This is a genomic window from Streptomyces montanus, assembly GCF_005786655.1.
Classification (GTDB): Bacteria; Actinomycetota; Actinomycetes; order Streptomycetales; family Streptomycetaceae; genus Streptomyces; species Streptomyces sporangiiformans.
In genome coordinates, this window is the sequence record NZ_VBZC01000018.1 from 94,337 (window position 1) to 109,757 (window position 15,421).

At 70.9% G+C, this 15,421-nt stretch carries 17 protein-coding genes; 4 read left to right on the forward strand and 13 right to left on the reverse strand.

The features are described 5' to 3' along the window. Positions 1 to 48: 48 nt before the first annotated feature. Both FE633_RS18310 and FE633_RS18315 read right to left on the reverse strand, forming a co-directional pair. Positions 49 to 1,128 carry a hypothetical protein gene (locus FE633_RS18310; protein WP_246113685.1) on the reverse strand — a complete coding sequence of 360 codons (1,080 nt, stop codon included), beginning with the start codon at positions 1,126 to 1,128 and terminating at the stop codon, positions 49 to 51. A 30-nt stretch (positions 1,129 to 1,158) separates the two neighbouring features. Continuing rightward, positions 1,159 to 2,346: an ROK family transcriptional regulator gene (locus FE633_RS18315; RefSeq protein ID WP_138046242.1), complete on the reverse strand. Its 1,188-nt coding sequence runs from the start codon at positions 2,344 to 2,346 to the stop codon at positions 1,159 to 1,161. Between the two features lie 119 nt (positions 2,347 to 2,465). Here FE633_RS18315 and FE633_RS18320 point away from each other — a divergent pair, with 119 nt between their 5' ends. Then, positions 2,466 to 3,566: a Gfo/Idh/MocA family oxidoreductase gene (locus FE633_RS18320; protein ID WP_138046243.1), complete on the forward strand. Its 1,101-nt coding sequence runs from the start codon at positions 2,466 to 2,468 to the stop codon at positions 3,564 to 3,566. Here FE633_RS18320 and FE633_RS49760 read toward each other — a convergent pair. From FE633_RS49760 to FE633_RS18345, 5 genes are all read right to left on the reverse strand, one after another. Continuing rightward, entirely contained in the window at positions 3,550 to 3,711 is a 162-nt protein-coding gene (locus FE633_RS49760) for a hypothetical protein (RefSeq protein WP_425473188.1), read from the reverse strand. The genes FE633_RS18320 and FE633_RS49760 overlap by 17 nt on opposite strands. 146 nt (positions 3,712 to 3,857) lie before the next feature. Further along, positions 3,858 to 4,718, reverse strand: coding sequence for a fumarylacetoacetate hydrolase family protein (locus FE633_RS18330; RefSeq protein ID WP_138046244.1), 861 nt, complete (start codon positions 4,716 to 4,718; stop codon positions 3,858 to 3,860). Positions 4,719 to 4,850: 132 nt separating this feature from the next. Then, on the reverse strand, positions 4,851 to 5,654 hold the full coding sequence (locus FE633_RS18335) for a YidC/Oxa1 family membrane protein insertase (RefSeq protein ID WP_425473189.1): 804 nt from the start codon (positions 5,652 to 5,654) through the stop codon (positions 4,851 to 4,853). A 127-nt stretch (positions 5,655 to 5,781) separates the two neighbouring features. Beyond that, positions 5,782 to 6,090 (reverse strand): DUF6412 domain-containing protein, encoded by a 309-nt coding sequence (locus FE633_RS18340; protein WP_138046245.1) that lies wholly within the window; start codon positions 6,088 to 6,090, stop codon positions 5,782 to 5,784. A gap of 84 nt (positions 6,091 to 6,174) precedes the next feature. Further along, entirely contained in the window at positions 6,175 to 6,702 is a 528-nt protein-coding gene (locus tag FE633_RS18345; protein WP_138046246.1) for a winged helix-turn-helix transcriptional regulator, read from the reverse strand. Between the two features lie 135 nt (positions 6,703 to 6,837). Between FE633_RS18345 and FE633_RS18350 the strand changes: the two genes are divergently transcribed. After that, complete coding sequence (locus FE633_RS18350; RefSeq protein WP_138046247.1) at positions 6,838 to 8,244, forward strand: MFS transporter; 1,407 nt, start codon at positions 6,838 to 6,840, stop codon at positions 8,242 to 8,244. Positions 8,245 to 8,402: 158 nt separating this feature from the next. Here the strand turns inward: FE633_RS18350 and FE633_RS18355 are convergent, their stop codons facing one another. From FE633_RS18355 to FE633_RS18365, 3 genes are all read right to left on the reverse strand, one after another. Next, the gene (locus FE633_RS18355) at positions 8,403 to 8,789 is read right to left on the reverse strand and encodes a hypothetical protein (protein WP_138046248.1); all 387 of its coding nucleotides are present in this window, start codon (positions 8,787 to 8,789) and stop codon (positions 8,403 to 8,405) included. A 147-nt stretch (positions 8,790 to 8,936) separates the two neighbouring features. Next, the gene (locus FE633_RS18360; protein WP_246113686.1) at positions 8,937 to 9,854 is read right to left on the reverse strand and encodes an AraC-like ligand-binding domain-containing protein; all 918 of its coding nucleotides are present in this window, start codon (positions 9,852 to 9,854) and stop codon (positions 8,937 to 8,939) included. Between the two features lie 308 nt (positions 9,855 to 10,162). After that, positions 10,163 to 10,948, reverse strand: a complete 786-nt coding sequence (locus FE633_RS18365) for a class E sortase (RefSeq protein ID WP_138046250.1) — start codon at positions 10,946 to 10,948, stop codon at positions 10,163 to 10,165. A gap of 274 nt (positions 10,949 to 11,222) precedes the next feature. Here FE633_RS18365 and FE633_RS18370 point away from each other — a divergent pair, with 274 nt between their 5' ends. Both FE633_RS18370 and FE633_RS18375 read left to right on the forward strand, forming a co-directional pair. Then, positions 11,223 to 12,239: an SEC-C domain-containing protein gene (locus tag FE633_RS18370; RefSeq protein WP_138046251.1), complete on the forward strand. Its 1,017-nt coding sequence runs from the start codon at positions 11,223 to 11,225 to the stop codon at positions 12,237 to 12,239. A 78-nt stretch (positions 12,240 to 12,317) separates the two neighbouring features. Beyond that, positions 12,318 to 12,725 carry a hypothetical protein gene (locus tag FE633_RS18375; RefSeq protein WP_138046252.1) on the forward strand — a complete coding sequence of 136 codons (408 nt, stop codon included), beginning with the start codon at positions 12,318 to 12,320 and terminating at the stop codon, positions 12,723 to 12,725. Positions 12,726 to 12,779: 54 nt separating this feature from the next. Here FE633_RS18375 and FE633_RS18380 read toward each other — a convergent pair whose 3' ends face one another. From FE633_RS18380 to tgmB, 3 genes are all read right to left on the reverse strand, one after another. Then, the gene (locus tag FE633_RS18380) at positions 12,780 to 13,133 is read right to left on the reverse strand and encodes a YrdB family protein (protein ID WP_138046253.1); all 354 of its coding nucleotides are present in this window, start codon (positions 13,131 to 13,133) and stop codon (positions 12,780 to 12,782) included. 124 nt (positions 13,134 to 13,257) lie between these two features. Next, positions 13,258 to 14,457, reverse strand: coding sequence for an ATP-grasp peptide maturase system methyltransferase (gene tgmC, locus FE633_RS18385; protein ID WP_138046254.1), 1,200 nt, complete (start codon positions 14,455 to 14,457; stop codon positions 13,258 to 13,260). Continuing rightward, positions 14,435 to 15,418, reverse strand: a complete 984-nt coding sequence (gene tgmB, locus FE633_RS18390) for an ATP-grasp ribosomal peptide maturase (RefSeq protein ID WP_138046255.1) — start codon at positions 15,416 to 15,418, stop codon at positions 14,435 to 14,437. Before tgmB ends, tgmC begins: the two co-directional genes overlap by 23 nt. Positions 15,419 to 15,421: the final 3 nt, after the last annotated feature.

Sequence of the window (15,421 nt, forward strand, 5' to 3'; positions counted from 1 at the left end):
GTCGTCCCTGCGCTGGAAGGGCCGTCGTCCTTGCGGGTCCGGTCGGGCTCAGCGTCGGCGCCGGGCGACGAGCAGGACACCGACCCCGGCACCGATCAGCAGGAAAGCACCGGCCGCCGCCCCGAGCAGACGGCGCGGCGAGTTCAGTCCCGTCCCGGCCATCTCCTCGTCGAACGGCAGTGCGCTGTGCACGGATTCGGGGGTGCGGGCGCCCTCCGCTTCGGTGGGGGGCTCCGCTTGGGGAGTGGGCTCACCTCCGGGAGTGGCCGGTGCTTCCGCAGCGGTCTCCGCTCCGGGGGTGTTCTCGCCCTTGGGAGTGCTCTTGGCTTCCGGGATGCTCTGGGCTTCGGGGGTGGTCTGGGCAGCTTCGGGGGCGCTCTCGGCGACGATGCGGAACCGGTAGTCGTTCGACGCCCCGACCCAGTCACCGTCGTCGTCATGCCGCTGGACGACGGCCGCGTTCGCCACGACGTCGTTGGGCACGGCGTCCGCGGCGATCGCCATCCGCACCGTGACGGACACGGTCGCGCCCGGCGCGACGGTGAAGCCGGGGAACCCGTCGTCGAAGACGCCTACGTTCTCGGCCTCGCTGGTCCGCTGGAGGCGGACGGGGTGCGCCCGCTCACGCTTCGCCGCGCCTCCTCCTTCCCCCTCCGCTTTCCCCTCGCCCTCGCCCTCGTAGAACTCGAGCCGCGCCTGAGCGGGCTTCAGCGCTCGCTTCTCGTCGACGAGCACGACGACCGGGTGGATGTTGCCGCAGACGTCGGCGGTGGTGTTGGTGAGGTCGAGGTACCAGGTCCGGTAACCGCCTCCGGCGCCGTACGCGTCGGGCCCACCGTGGATCCGCGTACGCACGGGGAACTCCCGGCTGCCGGCGCTGCCGGAGCCGGCACAGGTGGGCTGACGATCCGCCCCCGGCACGGCGAGGGCCTGCGCGGGCGCGACGGGCGCGAAGGTCGCGACGAACACGAGGGCGGGGGTCGCGAGGGCGAGGGCGGCAGACGTGACGACGCGGGGGACGAGGGGCACGGCCTTGCACAGTCGCATAAACACGAGACGTTGCCAGGGGTTGGGCGAGGTCTCGACCGCGCCACGCTCACCGGGCACCCGTTCGGCGACGGAATCCATCCCTTCGGCCCAGCGACTCCCCCGCCTCGCTCACCCCTCCGCTCGTCCGAACAACGGCGCCAGCAGGAGCTGCGCCGCGCCCTCCGCCACCGCTCGCGCCCCGCCGGAGGCGACCCGCACCGGTACGGGGCTGATCGCGCCCTCGCGCTGGGCGAGTTCGTCCAGGACGGCACCGACGCCCCGTACGAAACGCTCCGGGTGGGCGGCGACGGTACGGCCGCCGAGCAGGACGAGGTCGACGTCGAGAAGCACGGCGAGGTTCGCGGCCCCGGCGCCGAGGACGCGCGCCGCCTCGTCCACGTCACCCCGCTCGACCGCCGCGAGGCACAGCGCCTCGATGCAGCCACGGTTGCCGCACGAGCACAGCGGCCCGTCCAGCTGGATGACCTGATGCCCGAACTCCCCCGCCTCGGTACGGGCCCCCCGGTACACCTCCCCACCGAGCACGAGCCCGGCCCCGAGCCCCGTACCGAGGTGGAGATACGCGAAGGCCCCGACCTCGCCCGCTACCGCGAGACAGAGGGCGGCGGCATTGGTGTCCTTGTCCAGCACGACGGGCACGCCCAGCCGCCGCGCCAGCACGTCCCGCAGCGGAAAGCCGTCCCACTCGGGGAACCCGGTGACCCGGTGCAGCACTCCGTGGGTGTGGTCGAGAGGTCCGGGCATCGCCACACCGACACCGAGGACGGTGGAAGGCGCACTGCGACGTGCGTCGTCGGACAACGCCCCGTCCAGCAGTGTCTCCACGACCCCCTCGGCTTCCGCCGCGATCATCGCCATCACGGTCTCCGCCCCCGCCCCCAGGTCCAGCGCGGACTGCCGCTCTCCCACCACCGCCCCGGTGAGGTCGACCAGGACCGCCCGCATCTCGTCCCGTTCGAGATGCAGCCCCACCGCGTGCCCGGCCTCCGGCACCAACCGCAGCACCGTGCGCGGCTTGCCGCCCGTGGACGGCTGCTGCCCCGCCTCCGTCACCAGCCCGTCGAGCCGCAGGCGGGCGGTGATCTTGCTGACGGCCTGAGGCGTCAGCCCCGTACGCTCCGCGAGCTCGAGGCGGCTGACGCCCGCGCGGCCGGCGCCCCGCAGCAGGTCGAGCACCAGCGCCGCGTTGTGCCCGCGCAGCGAGAGCAGGTTCACCCCGGTGGCGCCGTTCGCCCCCGTCGCCCGGATCCCTCCTGCGCCCCCGGCGTTGGTCTCACCCGCATTCGTCCTGTTCACGTATCTATTGTCCACCCGGCTTGCCCTTTGGCAACAGCGTTGCTTAAGTGGAGGCGGTTTGTGGAGCAGAGGCGGTTTGTGGAGCAGTGGAACAGACGGCGGAGAGCACGGTGAGGACCATGGCGGACACGACGGCGACGGGCACAGCCCCCGGCACCCCCCTCCGCGTGGGCCTCGTCGGCTACGGCCTCGCGGGCTCCGTCTTCCACGCCCCGCTGATCACCGCCACCGAGGGCCTCGTGCTCGACACGGTCGTCACCGCGAATCCCCAGCGGCGCGAGCAGGCCGACGGCGAGTTCCCCGGCGTCCGCCTCGCCACCGCACCCGATGACCTCTGGGCCCGGGCTGGCGAGTTGGACCTGATCGTCATCGCCTCCCCGAACAAGACCCACGTCCCGCTCGCCACCGCCGCCCTCGAAGCGGGCCTCCCGGTCGTGGCCGACAAGCCGATCGCGGGCACGGCGGCGCAGGCACGCGAGCTGGCCGTGCTGGCAGACTCACGCGGCCTGCTGCTCTCCGTCTTCCAGAACCGCCGCTGGGACAACGACTTCCTGACCCTCCGCAGCCTCCTCACCAAGGGCGAACTCGGCGACGTCCACCGCTTCGAGTCCCGCTTCGAACGCTGGCGTCCGCAGCCCAAGGGCGGCTGGCGCGAGTCCGGCGACCCGGAAGAGATCGGAGGTCTGCTCTACGACCTCGGCAGCCATGTCGTCGACCAGGCGCTGGTCCTCTTCGGCCCCGCGGCCTCGGTGTACGCCGAGTCGGACGTACGCCGCCCAGGCGCCGGGGCGGACGACGACACGTTCATCGCGATCACGCACCACAACGGCGTCCGCTCCCACCTCCACGTCTCCGCCACCACCCCCCAACTCGGCCCGCGCTTCCGCGTGCTGGGCTCGACCGCCGGTTACGTGAAGTACGGCCTGGACCCGCAGGAGGCGGCCCTGCGCGAGGGCGACCGTCCAGCGGCCGGTGAGGACTGGGGCGTCGAAGGCGAGGACCTGTGGGGCCGCATCGGCTCCGGCGAGTCCCCCCTGACCGGCGGCGGGCGCCCCGTCCCGACCCTGCCGGGCGCGTACCCCGCCTACTACGCCGCCGTCACCGCCGCCCTCCGAGGCACCGGCGAGAACCCGGTCACGGCCCTGGAGGCGGCTGCCGCACTGGACGTACTGGAGGCGGCGCGGCGGTCGGCCCGGGAGGGTGTCACCGTCCGGCTGTAAGGGCTGTCCCGGCGGCGCCGTCGCCGCCCTTCCCCTCACGCGGGAATTCATCCGTGCCGAGCGTGATGACCTTGAAGCCCTCGGGGGCCGGCTCAAGCCACTCGAACATCTCGTCGAGGGTGAGCTCGTCGCCCTGCTCGGCCATCACGATCCGTCTTCGAGGACAGTCACCATTGCCGCTCCTCCCCGCCGCCGCACTGCTTGCGGGCAGTCGCGCAAAACAACGAGATGCTCGGCCTCCCGGTCACGCCGGGAAGCCGAGCCCCGCTGTTCCCGCCCCCGCCGGAGGCGCTACGCGTCCTTGAACTCCTGCCGCTGCCGCCCCAGCCCCTCGATCTCCAGCTCCACCACGTCCCCGGCCCGCAGGAACGGCTTGGGCTCCGGCTGACCGAGGGCGACCCCCGCCGGCGTACCCGTGTTGATGACGTCGCCCGGGTAGAGGGTCATGAACTGGCTTACGTAACGCACCACTTCGGCGACCGGGAAGATCTGGTCGGAGGTGTTGCCGTTCTGCTTCAGCTCGCCGTTGACCCACAGTTTCAGCGCCAGGCTCTGCGGGTCCGCGATCTCGTCCGCCGTCACCAGCCACGGCCCCAGCGGGTTGAACGTCTCGCAGTTCTTGCCCTTGTCCCAGGTCCCGCCCCGCTCGATCTGGAACGCGCGCTCGGAGACGTCGTGCGCCACCGCGTACCCGGCGACATGCGCGAGCGCCTCCTCGTGCGAGCCGAGATAGCGCGCCGTACGCCCGATGACGACCGCCAGCTCGACCTCCCAGTCGGTCTTCACCGAGCCACGCGGCACCAGCACGGTGTCATGGGGCCCGACGACCGTGTCCGCCGCCTTGAAGAAGATGACCGGCTCGGCGGGCGGCTCCGCGCCGGTCTCGGTGGCGTGGTCGTGGTAGTTGAGGCCGATGCAGACGACCTTGCCGATCCGGGCGAGCGGCGGCCCGATCCGCAGCCCCGCCGCATCCAGCACGGGCAGCTCCCCCGCCTCGGCCGCACTCCGGATCCGGCCGAGCGCCGCGTCGTCGGCGAGCAGCGCCCCGTCGACGTCCGGCACGAGCCCGGACAGATCCCGGACGGTCGTCCCATCGGCGTCGAGCAGCGCGGGCCGCTCCGACCCCGCCGTACCGACTCGCAGCAGCTTCATTGGTCCATCTCCCAACCATGGGTACAGCCATCGGACAGCCCTCGGGCAGCCATCGGAGGTCTGGTCGATCCTCCAAGCTGTACGTCCACTCCGCAATACCCGGTTCACACCCTGGACCTACACCCTGGATCTTTACCCGGCGGCAGCCGCCATCGCGGCGCCTCCCGCCCCCGGCATGTCCCGGTACAGCACAGCCCGCTCGACCGCACTCCATGTCGTACTGGTCACCACGTACAGCGCGGCGGCGAGCGGTACGACGGCGACCGTGAAGAGCGTCATGAAGGACATCAACGGCATGAACTTGAGAACCGCCCCCATGCCCGGCACCTGCTGCCGCTCGCCGCTCTTCTCGGGCACGACCGGCGTGGCCGACATGGCGGAGGCGGCCATCTGCCGCTTGGTCCGCCGGTAGTTGAAGGTCGCGACGACGGCGACGACCGCGAACAGCCCGAGGTAGACGAGCCCCTGCGCCCCGAACGCCCCACCCTCGCCGAGCGCGTCCGCCCACCGTCCCCCGAGCGGCGCCGCGAACAGCTTGTGCGCGAGCATCTCGTTCGCCTCACCGCCGATCGTCGAGTTGGAGAACAGGTGGTAGAGCAGGAAGAAGGCCGGCAACTGGAAGAGACTCGGCAGACAGCCGGACAGCGGCGAGACCTTCTCCTTGGCATGCAGCTCCATGACGGCCTTCTGCAGCTTCTCGGGGTTCTTCTTGTACTTCTTCCGCAGCTCGGCGATCTGCGGCTGCAGCTTCGCCCGTTCCCGCTGCCCCCGCGCCGCGGCCCGCGACAAGGGGTGCACGAGCAGCCGTACGAACGCGGTGAACAGCACGATCGCCGCAGCCGCCGCGGACGCCTGGAACAACGGCTCGAGCAGCTCGGCCAGCCCCTCGACGAGGCCGGCGAAAACGGACATGAAAGCGGAAAGGGAGGTGGACATGGATGAGCCCTCCGTGGGTCTCGTCGCGCCGGGAGATGTCCGTGGAATGGGATGCACGGACATGGACGTACGTCGGCGTGACGACCTGCGAAGGGTGAGGGGGGTGCTGGGGTGCTGCTGAGTTCCCCTACGCGGTCGTCAGGAGGAGACGGCCGGGGGCTCGGGGACGTGTACGCCCCGATGCGTCGGGGTCGCGCTGCGGCAGGAACGCCGTGCGCTGCTCACGGTCACGGATGGCCGTACGCACCCGGGTGCGCGGCACGGCGGGCGCGAGCCGCGAGGCGATGACGGAACAGGCGGCGAGCGCGGAACCGGCCGCGGCGGTCGCCGCGAAGGCGACGGCGCCGGCGAGGCTGCCGGTGTCGAGGAGCGCCACCTCGAGGAGGAGGACGAGCAGCACGGCGGCGGGCTTCAGGTTCGCCCAAGTCCGCGGCATCGGCTGTACTCCCTCCCTGCGTGCTCCGTGTTCCATGGCTTTCCCTGCGTACTCCAGGGCTTCCTGCCGTTATACAGGATCCATCTATACAGGACCCGTCTCGATCGGCTGAAGCAGCCTCTTGGTCTTGAGCAGTGCCCGGCTCACCGGATCCTCCGGGTCCGGATCGAGTCCGGGTCCCGGTGCCATTTCCACGTCCTCCAGGGGGACGGTGGTTCCACAGGCGGAGCATTCGCCGTACGGGCCGAGTTCGGTACCGCACGTGGCGTGCCGGAAGACGCGCAGCAGCGTCTCCGTGAAGTGCTCCCGCCCCCACAGGCCGAGGGACCGGAGCGTGGGCCACAGGGCGCGCCCGCGCTCGGTCAGGACGTACTCGTCGCGCGGCGGCGACTCCTGGTAACGGCGCTTCTCGAGGATGCCCGCGGCGGTGAGCGCCTGGAGGCGGGAGGCGAGGACGGCGCGCGGGATGCGGAGGTGGACGAGGAAGTCGTTGTAGCGCCGCACCCCGTACAGCGCGTCGCGGACGACGAGCAGCGTCCAGCGCTCGCCGATGATCTCCAGCGCGCGAGCGATCGAGCACTCCTGCGCGGCGTAGTCCTTGCCCAGAGCCATGGGCTCCACTGTAGCCACTTTCCGACACCTTGATTCATTCACTGAACCTTGGGTGCTACGGTCGACGCATCGCGTCAGGTTCATTCACTGAACCGACCCGGTCCTCCTGCCACCCGTCCCGGAAGGGCAAAGGCCATGCCCCCGCTCGACCGCACCGCAGCCGACCCCACAGACACCGCAGCGCACCACGAACCCCCCGCGGAGCCACCCCCGCGCCCCACCGCGACCCTCGCCCTCGCCAGCGTCGCCACCGCGGTGGCCCTGATGACGTACACCGCGCCGATGGTCACGCTCCCCGACACCGCCGCCTCCCTGCACACACCGCTCTCCGCCCAGGCGTGGCTGCTCAACGGCACCCCGCTCGGCCTCGCCGCGCTGCTCCTCGTCGCGGGCAGCCTCGCCGACGACTACGGCCGCCGCCGGATCTTCCTCGGCGGCACGATCGCCCTCGGCGTCACCACGGCGCTGGGCGCGCTCTCGACCTCGACCTGGCTGTTCACCCTGGCCCGCATCGCGCAGGGCGCGGCGAGCGCCGCGATCCTCGCCAGCAGCCTGGGGCTGCTCGTACACGCCTTCCCGGCCGCCGCTGGGCGGATCCGGGCCACCGGCGTCTGGGGCGCGTTCGTGAGCGCCGGCATCGCGGCGGGCCCGCTGCTCGCGGGCGGGCTCGCCGCCTGGGGCTGGCGGGCGGCGTACGTGGTCCTGGGCGCCGCCGCTCTGCTCGTCGCCCTGTTCGGGGTCCGTACGCTCGCGGAGTCCCGCGCCCCGCGCGACGGCCGCCCCGACCTGGCGGGCGCCTTCACCTTCGGCCTCGCCCTCGTCTCCCTGGTGGCCGCGCTCACCCTGGGCCGAGACGGCTGGCTGCGGGCACCGGTCGGCCTCCTGCTCGCCGCGTCCGCCCTGCTGACCGCCGTGTTCGTCCTCGTCGAGCACCGCGCCGCGACCCCCATGATCGACCTGGGCCTGCTGCGCCGCCCCCGCTTCCTCGCCTCCTCCGCGGGCGGCCTGTTCACCGGTCTCGCCGTGATCGGCCTGTTCAGCTTCCTGCCGGCGGTCCTCCAGCAGGCCCTGGGCCTGTCCGCCATGGACACCGCGTGGCTGTTCCTGCTCTGGTCCGGGCTCTCCTTCGCGGTCGCCCTGCAGGCACGGCGACTGGCCGGCCGGGTCTCCCCGCGCCACCAACTCGCCCTCGGATTCGCCCTGCACGCGGCCGGCGTTCTGACGATGCTCGGCGCGGTCGGCGCCGGTTCCTGGCACCGCCTCCTGCCCGGCCTCGTCCTCGCGGGCGCCGGCAGCGGCCTTCTGAACGCCGCGCTGCCGCTGCTCGCCGTGGAGTCCGTGCCCGCCGCCCGCGCCGCGATGGGCTCGGGTGCCAACCAGACCTTCCGCTACGTCGGTTCGTGCGCGGGCGTCGCGCTGACCATCGCGGTGGTGACGTCCTCCGGCGCGCTCGCCGACGGCGCGGACCTCGCCCTCGGCGTCTCGGCGGCGCTCGGACTCCTCGGCGCGGTCAGCGTGCTGGCTCTTCGCGAGCGGGCATGAGCTCTCTCTGATGCTGTAGCCGCGCCGGCCGAAGACGTACGCTGCGCGGACAGCGCCGGCGTGTTCGCACGTACGACACCGCGATCGACGCGTTTGCCGGATGCTCCGACATCGCTGGTAGACGACGCCGGAGCACCCACGGGTGGTTCACCGGTGCGTCAGCGCACCCAGAGCTCGTAGTCGCTGAAGGCACCGCCGCATGTGCACTGGTACTGCCTCCAGGCACCAGTGTTGATTCCGCCGTTGCCGGTGTTGGTGCAGGTGCTGGCCCAGTAATACTCGCCGATGTACCGCCATCCGCGCCCAGCGGGCGGGCACTCGGGTACGTCGTCCTTCGGGCTGACGTCCCTGGCGAGCGCGGCGCGGATGCCGGACACCGAGCCCGATTCGACCTTCGACGACGCGGTGACGGCGGGACAGGTCTTGGCGCCGGCCTTGGCGCCGCCCTCGGGCTTCTCGGCCGCCTGCGCGGCCGGCGTCATGAGTGAACCGACGACCAGGGCGGCGCCTAATACCGCGCTGGCCAGGGGCTTGCGAAGGTGCATGGTTCCCCCTAAACGGTAGGTCAGGTGGAATGCCGGAAGTCGTCATCCCCGTACGACTGCCTGTGACGAGTTCCGTGCCGAATTCCTGTGGGCACTCACCATCGCGAGCGGCCGCCGGGAAGTCCTCGGCACAGCGTGCACGGATCCTTAACCCTGCTCGCACGCCGATGCGCTGAGCGTCGCTCGGCGGTAGTCCCGGGGCGGCACGCCGTACGCGGTGCGGAAAGCGCGGCTGAAGTCGGCCGGGTGGGTGAATCCCCAGCGGGTGGCGATGGTCTGGATGGCAGTGGCGCGCTGCGCGGGGTCGGCGAGGTCGGCGCGGCAGCGTTCCAGGCGCTGGGCGCGAATCCACGCGGCCACGGTGTGCTCTTGCGGTTCGAAGAGGCGGTACAGGTACCTGAGCGAGATGTGGTGGGCCGCGGCGACCGCTGCCGGGCTCAGTTCCGGGTCCCCCAAGTGCCGCTGGATGAACGCCCGAACGTGCAGGTTCAGGGCGCGCTGCCGGCTCTCGGGCGCCACGGAGCTCTCTGCTTCGAGTTCGTGGGCGAGCAGCGCGGTGACCAGATCGAACAGGGCCGTGCCCAGGCGGGGGGCGTCGGATGCCGGGTAGGAGTCCGCGTCTTTGACGAAGCGGGTGAGAAAGTCGGCGAGCAGGGCCCCGATCCCCTCGCGCCCGTCGAGGCGCCGGGCCGCCAGCTCATCGACTCTGGCCTCCGGGAACGGCAGCAGTGCTCGGGGGAAGCGGACCACCGCCGCGTCGACCCTGCCCTGGGTGTTGGCTCCTTGGTAGGGCCGCGAGGTGTTGAAGAGTGCGAACTGCCGTACGCCGATCCTGGTCTCCCGGTCCGCCTGGGACAGTTCCGTCTCTCCGCTCACGTTGAGGCGCAGGTGGTACAGCTCCGGATCTGATCGCCGAATGTGCCTCGGCGTTCGGTAGGCCCGCACTGACGGGATGGACGTGTAGCACACGTCGACGGCATCGAGGACCACGGTGCGTGCTGCCGCACGGAAGTCGTCCTTGTGGTCGCAGCGGATCTCCATGGGCACGGACGCCTGGTCGGACATCTCACGCCATGCCTCGAATCGCTCCGCCGGCGGTAAGTCATCGTTCCGGAATACTGTCGCGATCATCATCCCCTCCGTAATGAGCGTCAGTCTGAACAGACTGTACTAAGTACGCATAAATGTTCGATGAACGCGCAGATATCGCCTGCTGAGCGGTTCGGCCCACGACAACCCGGCGAACCTGCCTACATCCCCAGCCGGCCGCTCGACCTGTGCACATCCTGTCCGGCCGCTTACGCCAGTGCGTCCGCGCGAGCAGCCCGAGAGCGACGGTCGCGACCATGAAGAGGGCGAAGACGGTGGCGACCCTAACGAGGCCGCATGGACGCCAGCTTCCCCCACACCACCAGGCGGTACTTGGAGGTGTACTCCGGAGTGCAGGTGGTGAGGGTGATGTAGTAGCCGGGGTCGGTGTAGCCGTACCGCGGGTGGACGGCACTGCGGGGTATGTCGCGGATCACCCCGCCGTCCCGGGATGAGGTCTGCGCGAGCGTCCCGTCGACGACGTACGTGTAAGTGGCCGTCCTGGTCTCGACCTTGAGCCGGTCGCCCCTCCGAAGCCGGTCGATGTGGCGGAAGGGTTCGCCGTGGGCGTTCCGGTGTCCGGCGAGCGCGACGTTGCCGGCGCGGCCCGGCTGGGCGGTGTCCGGGTAGTGGCCGACGTACCCCTTGTTGAGAACGTTCGGCTTGCTGATCCCCTCCGCGACGGGGACGCGGAGCCCGAGACGGGGGATGGTGAGGATGGCGTAGGCCTGGTCCCAGCGTGGTCGGGTGGCGGGGGCGGAAGCGATGGCGGGGTCGGGGCCGGAGCTCTGGGCCCGGCGGGATGAGCCGTCGGCACCTCCGGAGCCGCCGCCGGAATCGGTGGGGCCGCTGCTACCGCCGTCCCCCTCCCCCTCCCACTCCCTCTCCAGGGCCTGGACCTTCCTTTCGGCCCCCTCCTGCGCCTGCCGGTTGGTCCACCAGAGCTGATGGACGACGAGGAGCAGGAGGACGAGGCCGAGGGTGACGAGGACTTCGGCACCGGTCCAGAGGACGCGCGCGTAACGAGCACGCCGCCGCCGGATCCGCTGACTGGTGACGGGAACCCGCATGCGTACGCCTCCTGCCGCCGTCGAAGGCCTCCCGGCCCGGTCTCTCGCTCGGGCTCGACCGGCCTGGCCCGGCCCCCGGCTCGGCCCCTGACCCAGCCCCTGGCCCGGCCCCTGGCCCAGCCCCGCGGGCGCACGATAAGGGCTGCCCCCACAACTCACCAGGCCCATGCGTGGCCGGCAGTACGCAGCCGTGCGGTACGCGGCCTCTGGCCGGGGCAGCCGTCGCCCTGAGTCGCCCTCACTCCGGGAAGGGAACGGCAGTACGGTGTCACCCATGCGCCCCGACACGTCTGCCGAACACGTCGACCACAACGCCGAAGCAGCACGCCTGGAGCGGACCGCCGGCCTCTACCCCGAAGACGCCGAACACCTGCTGTTGCAGGCCGCGGCCCACCTGGAACTGGCCGACGACCGCCCCCGTGCCTCGTCGCTCTACGACCGCCTGCTCGCCACCCCCTCCTCCCTGGAGAACCCGCTCCTGGTACGTGCCCTGAAGGCGGCCAACCTCTGGGAGTACGGCCACGAGGCGGAGGCCCGCGCGATCATCGACGGCGTCCGCGCCTCTGCTCCCCGCGACCCGGCCCCCTGGGTGATCGTGGCGGAGGCACTGGAGGCCCACGACGAGTTGGAGGCCGCGCAAGAAACGTTCACGCAGGGCACGACCCTCCTGCTGACGGACGTGACGGACCCCCCGTACGCCACACACCCCCTGCTCTTCGGCCGCCACCGGGTCCGCCGCATGCTGGGCATGCCGCACGACGCCTGGGACACCCGCGCGGACACCCTCCACAAGGCCCCGGTGTCCCTCGACGAGCTCCACGACCCCAAGCGGGTGTGGGCCCTGGGCTCCGACAATCCGGCGGAACTCCAGGCGGAGATCGCCCGCCTCCAGTCGGAACTGACGACGGCCCGCGAGGCCCTCTCCCGCCCCTTCCCGGTGGCGGTCCTGCACTGGCCGGCCGACGAACTGACCGAACTCGTCGCCGCGTACCCCTCCCTGGAATCGGAGTACCCGTCCCACGAGCAGCACCTGGCGACGATAGAAGCCTCACTGCGAGAGCTCGCGGCCTCCGGCACGGGCAACCTGGGCATAGTCCCGGGCACGGTCCCGTCGTACGAGGCCTTCGCGGCATCGGAGCTCGCGTCACCCGAGGACGCGACCCTGCTCCCCCAGTACGCGACCACCCTCGCGGCCCGCGGCCGAGCGGTCCCGTGGCCGCCCGAGCGGGGGACGGCGTGCTGGTGCGGGTCGGGCCGGACGTACGAGGAGTGCCACGGGGAGGCCTCCTGAGGCGGAGGAGCTCGAGAACGGCCAAGCCTCGCTCGGCACTCGTTGGGCATGTGAACAGCGCTGCTAGATTCGTCCGCCATGCGCTCACGTGAGTTCGACCTCGACTTTCGCGACCGGGCCAGTCGAATACGCACCTGGGGCATCGGCCTGTTGTCCCTCGCGGCGCTCCTGTGGACCTGGTGTTTCCTGTTGCTGCTCACGCCGTACGAGGTCGACGAGGAGCCCGACGACCGCTACCCCCAGGAGTGCGCATCACGGTTGCTCACCGAGCGTGGTACGGCCAACGATGGTCTGCAAACGGGGGATTGGTGTCAGAACGAACGTGATTGGCCCGAGGCTCTGGCCGTGCTCGGGCTGTCCGTGCCGGTATCGGTCGCCGGCGTGGCGCTCTTCACGAGCGGCAGCCTGAGCCGCCGGATGAGCGCCCACGCCGAGGCAATGCGCGAGCTGGACAAACTTGCCGACGCACGGAAGAACCAGGGGTGACTAGCCCCCCATCCCGTACGGCCGACTGCTACAGACGACGCATGGTGAGGGCACTCACTCAGCAGCCCGCAGCAGCGTGACCACCAACGTGTCGAGGACCACGACGCCCCCGAACCCCAGGGCGAGGCCACGATGGCCGATCGCCGCCAGGGCCACGACCGCCGCACCGAAGACCAACGCCTTGACCGCGAGCACCCCCACCAGGGGCAGGCTGAACGAGGCCCCGGGCGCGGCAAAGGCACCCCAGATCACGGCGGCGAGCGCCGGTGTGCCGAGGCCCAGGGCTACGCACGCCGTCCGGGAGACGGGCTGAGTGAACCCCCACCAGGCCAGGGCCACGAGCGCCGCCACTTCCAGAACGAAGGCGAGCGCCTCGGCGGCCCAGGCGAGCGGGGTGGGGATCGTCATGGTGCGGGGCCTCCCGTGGTCGCCGATCAGGTCAGGCTCGGGGCACGGCACCCCACAGCCGGCCGACGCTCGCGCGTTGTCTCCCTGCCCATTGGGGACTCGTTCGACACAGGCGTACGGGCCGTCAGGGCCTGGGCAGCGGCAGACTGGGCAGCTCCGGCTGCCGCAGGTACTGACCGCCGTCGTCAACGTGCAAGGTGAAGGTCTCCGCCCCTGGCCGGTCGGCTGCGTCGTAGGCATCGAGGAGGCGCTCGACCCGCGTCCAAAGCTTCACTGGACCGCCCTCGCGCACGTCCCAGGTGCCGTTGTGCAGGGTGAGGGTGGCAGCGGAGCCAGTGACCACGTCGACCAGATGCACCGCCCCGCCCACGGTCACCATCTGCACGTGAGGCAGAGCGCTTTGAGCGAGGAATCGGAGGTGGAACGCCTCCTCGGTGGCGGCGGTGATCCGCTCGGGGCTGTATCGGGCCGCGCGAGGCTTGTCCGGCAAGCCCGCAGCCCAGTGTGCGGGGTTACCGAAGGCAGGGGCCGCGTGCGTGCGTGCAGTCATGAACGACACCGTGCCGGGAAGCAGTTGCCCTTCGGCCGTGCCGTCCTCGCTGACCGTCAGCAGAACTCGGGCGTACCCGTACAGCCAGCCGCTGAGCGTGAGCAAGATCTTGCCACCGGATCGGGTCTGCGCGAGCAGAGCCTGGGGCACGGCGCGGAATGAGCAGGCAGCCACGATCCGGTCGAACCGCGCTTCGGGCCAGTATCCGTACAGCCCGTCGGCCACCGCAAGGGTGGGCGTGTAGCCGCAGCCGTACAGCTCGTTCGCCGCCTGTTCGAGCCGGTGAGGATCAACCTCGATGCTGGTGACGTCGGCGGAGCCGAGACGCGCGCAGGCGAGCGCGGTGGAGTAACCGGTCCCAGTGCCGATCTCCAGCACCGTGTGCCCTTCCTGCACATCCGCATCCCGCCACATCCGTACGACGAGCGACGGCAGTGTGGACGACGAGGTCGGTGCCCCACCGTGCCGCACAGCCGGGTTCTTCCAGTCAGGCTCGTCGCCGTCGAACTGTGTGATGAGTGTGGTGTCGGAGTAAGCAGCGGCCAGCCAGCGGCCATAGTCGAGCTCACTGGTGACCGGCTCCCACACCGTCAGTCCCTGCGCGTTGCGCTCGTCGGCTGGCAGGAAGAAGCCGGGCACAAACCGGTGCCTAGGCACCGTCTCCACGGCTGCCCGCCAGGCCGGATCACCGAGACTGCCGTCCTCAGCGAGGGCTCTCGCCATCTCATCGCGCAGCCGCGCGGCGTCGGTCTCAAGGTCGGCGGGCATCATCATGGCCTGCCGCCTCCTTCCTACTCAGGATGTCGGCGAACGCCGTCGTGATAGCCGGCGCGTCCGGAAGCCAGCCCCACTGTCCGTTGGGATTGCACTCGATGGCCGTCCAATGCCCTTGAGCATCCCCCTCTCCGGTCAGCGCGAAGTCGAAGCAACCGAAGACCAGCCCGAACGAGGCTAAATAGGCGTGCAGCGCGGCTTTGATGGAGGCCGGGACGGCGATGGGAGTGTGGATCAGGTCGTCCCAGTTACCCCGTCGCCAGTCCAGCGCACCGTCCGGAGCGGCGATCCGCTGGGCGAAGACCTGACGGCCGACCACGGTGACCCGCACGTCGCCGGTCTTTGGGATCTCAGCCTGGAAAAGGTGTGCGGTCACCGTGAGTGCGTCGTCGAAGCACTCCGGATCGACACGCTGAGCCCAGATCGCTCCGGTGTGCCCGTCCTCGCAGCGGGGAAGACCCCGAAACGTCTTGTAGATCACGTGGTTGTAGTCGGCGGAGAACTTCCGCGCGGCTTCCGCGTCGTTGGTAACCAGGGTCGGCGGGATGGCAAGCCCGAGTTCCACAAAGCGTTGGAGCTGCGCAGGCTTGAAATCCGCGCGGGTCACAGCGGCCGGGTGATTCACGTAGGTGGCGCCATGCAGATTGTTCAGGACGCCGCCGAGCCCGTGTCTGGCCTCTGCGGCTGCGAAGTCCCGCTGCTGCGAAGGCAGATGCCGGTACCGCGCGGCATAAGGGGTGGGGCGACGGTAGTAGACCGCCGCCACCTCCCGGCTCGCCGTACGAAGCCGCCCGTCCCATACGGGGCTGTCGGGGCCGATGCGCGCCGCAAAGGTCAGTGTGGGCCCGATATCGGCGGGATCGACGCGTACGACAGGCACCTCACGCTCGTTCAGTGCCGTGATGACCCAGTCCGCGGTGACGTCTGCCAGCGCGGTGACGACCAGGACGGTGGAGGCCATCGG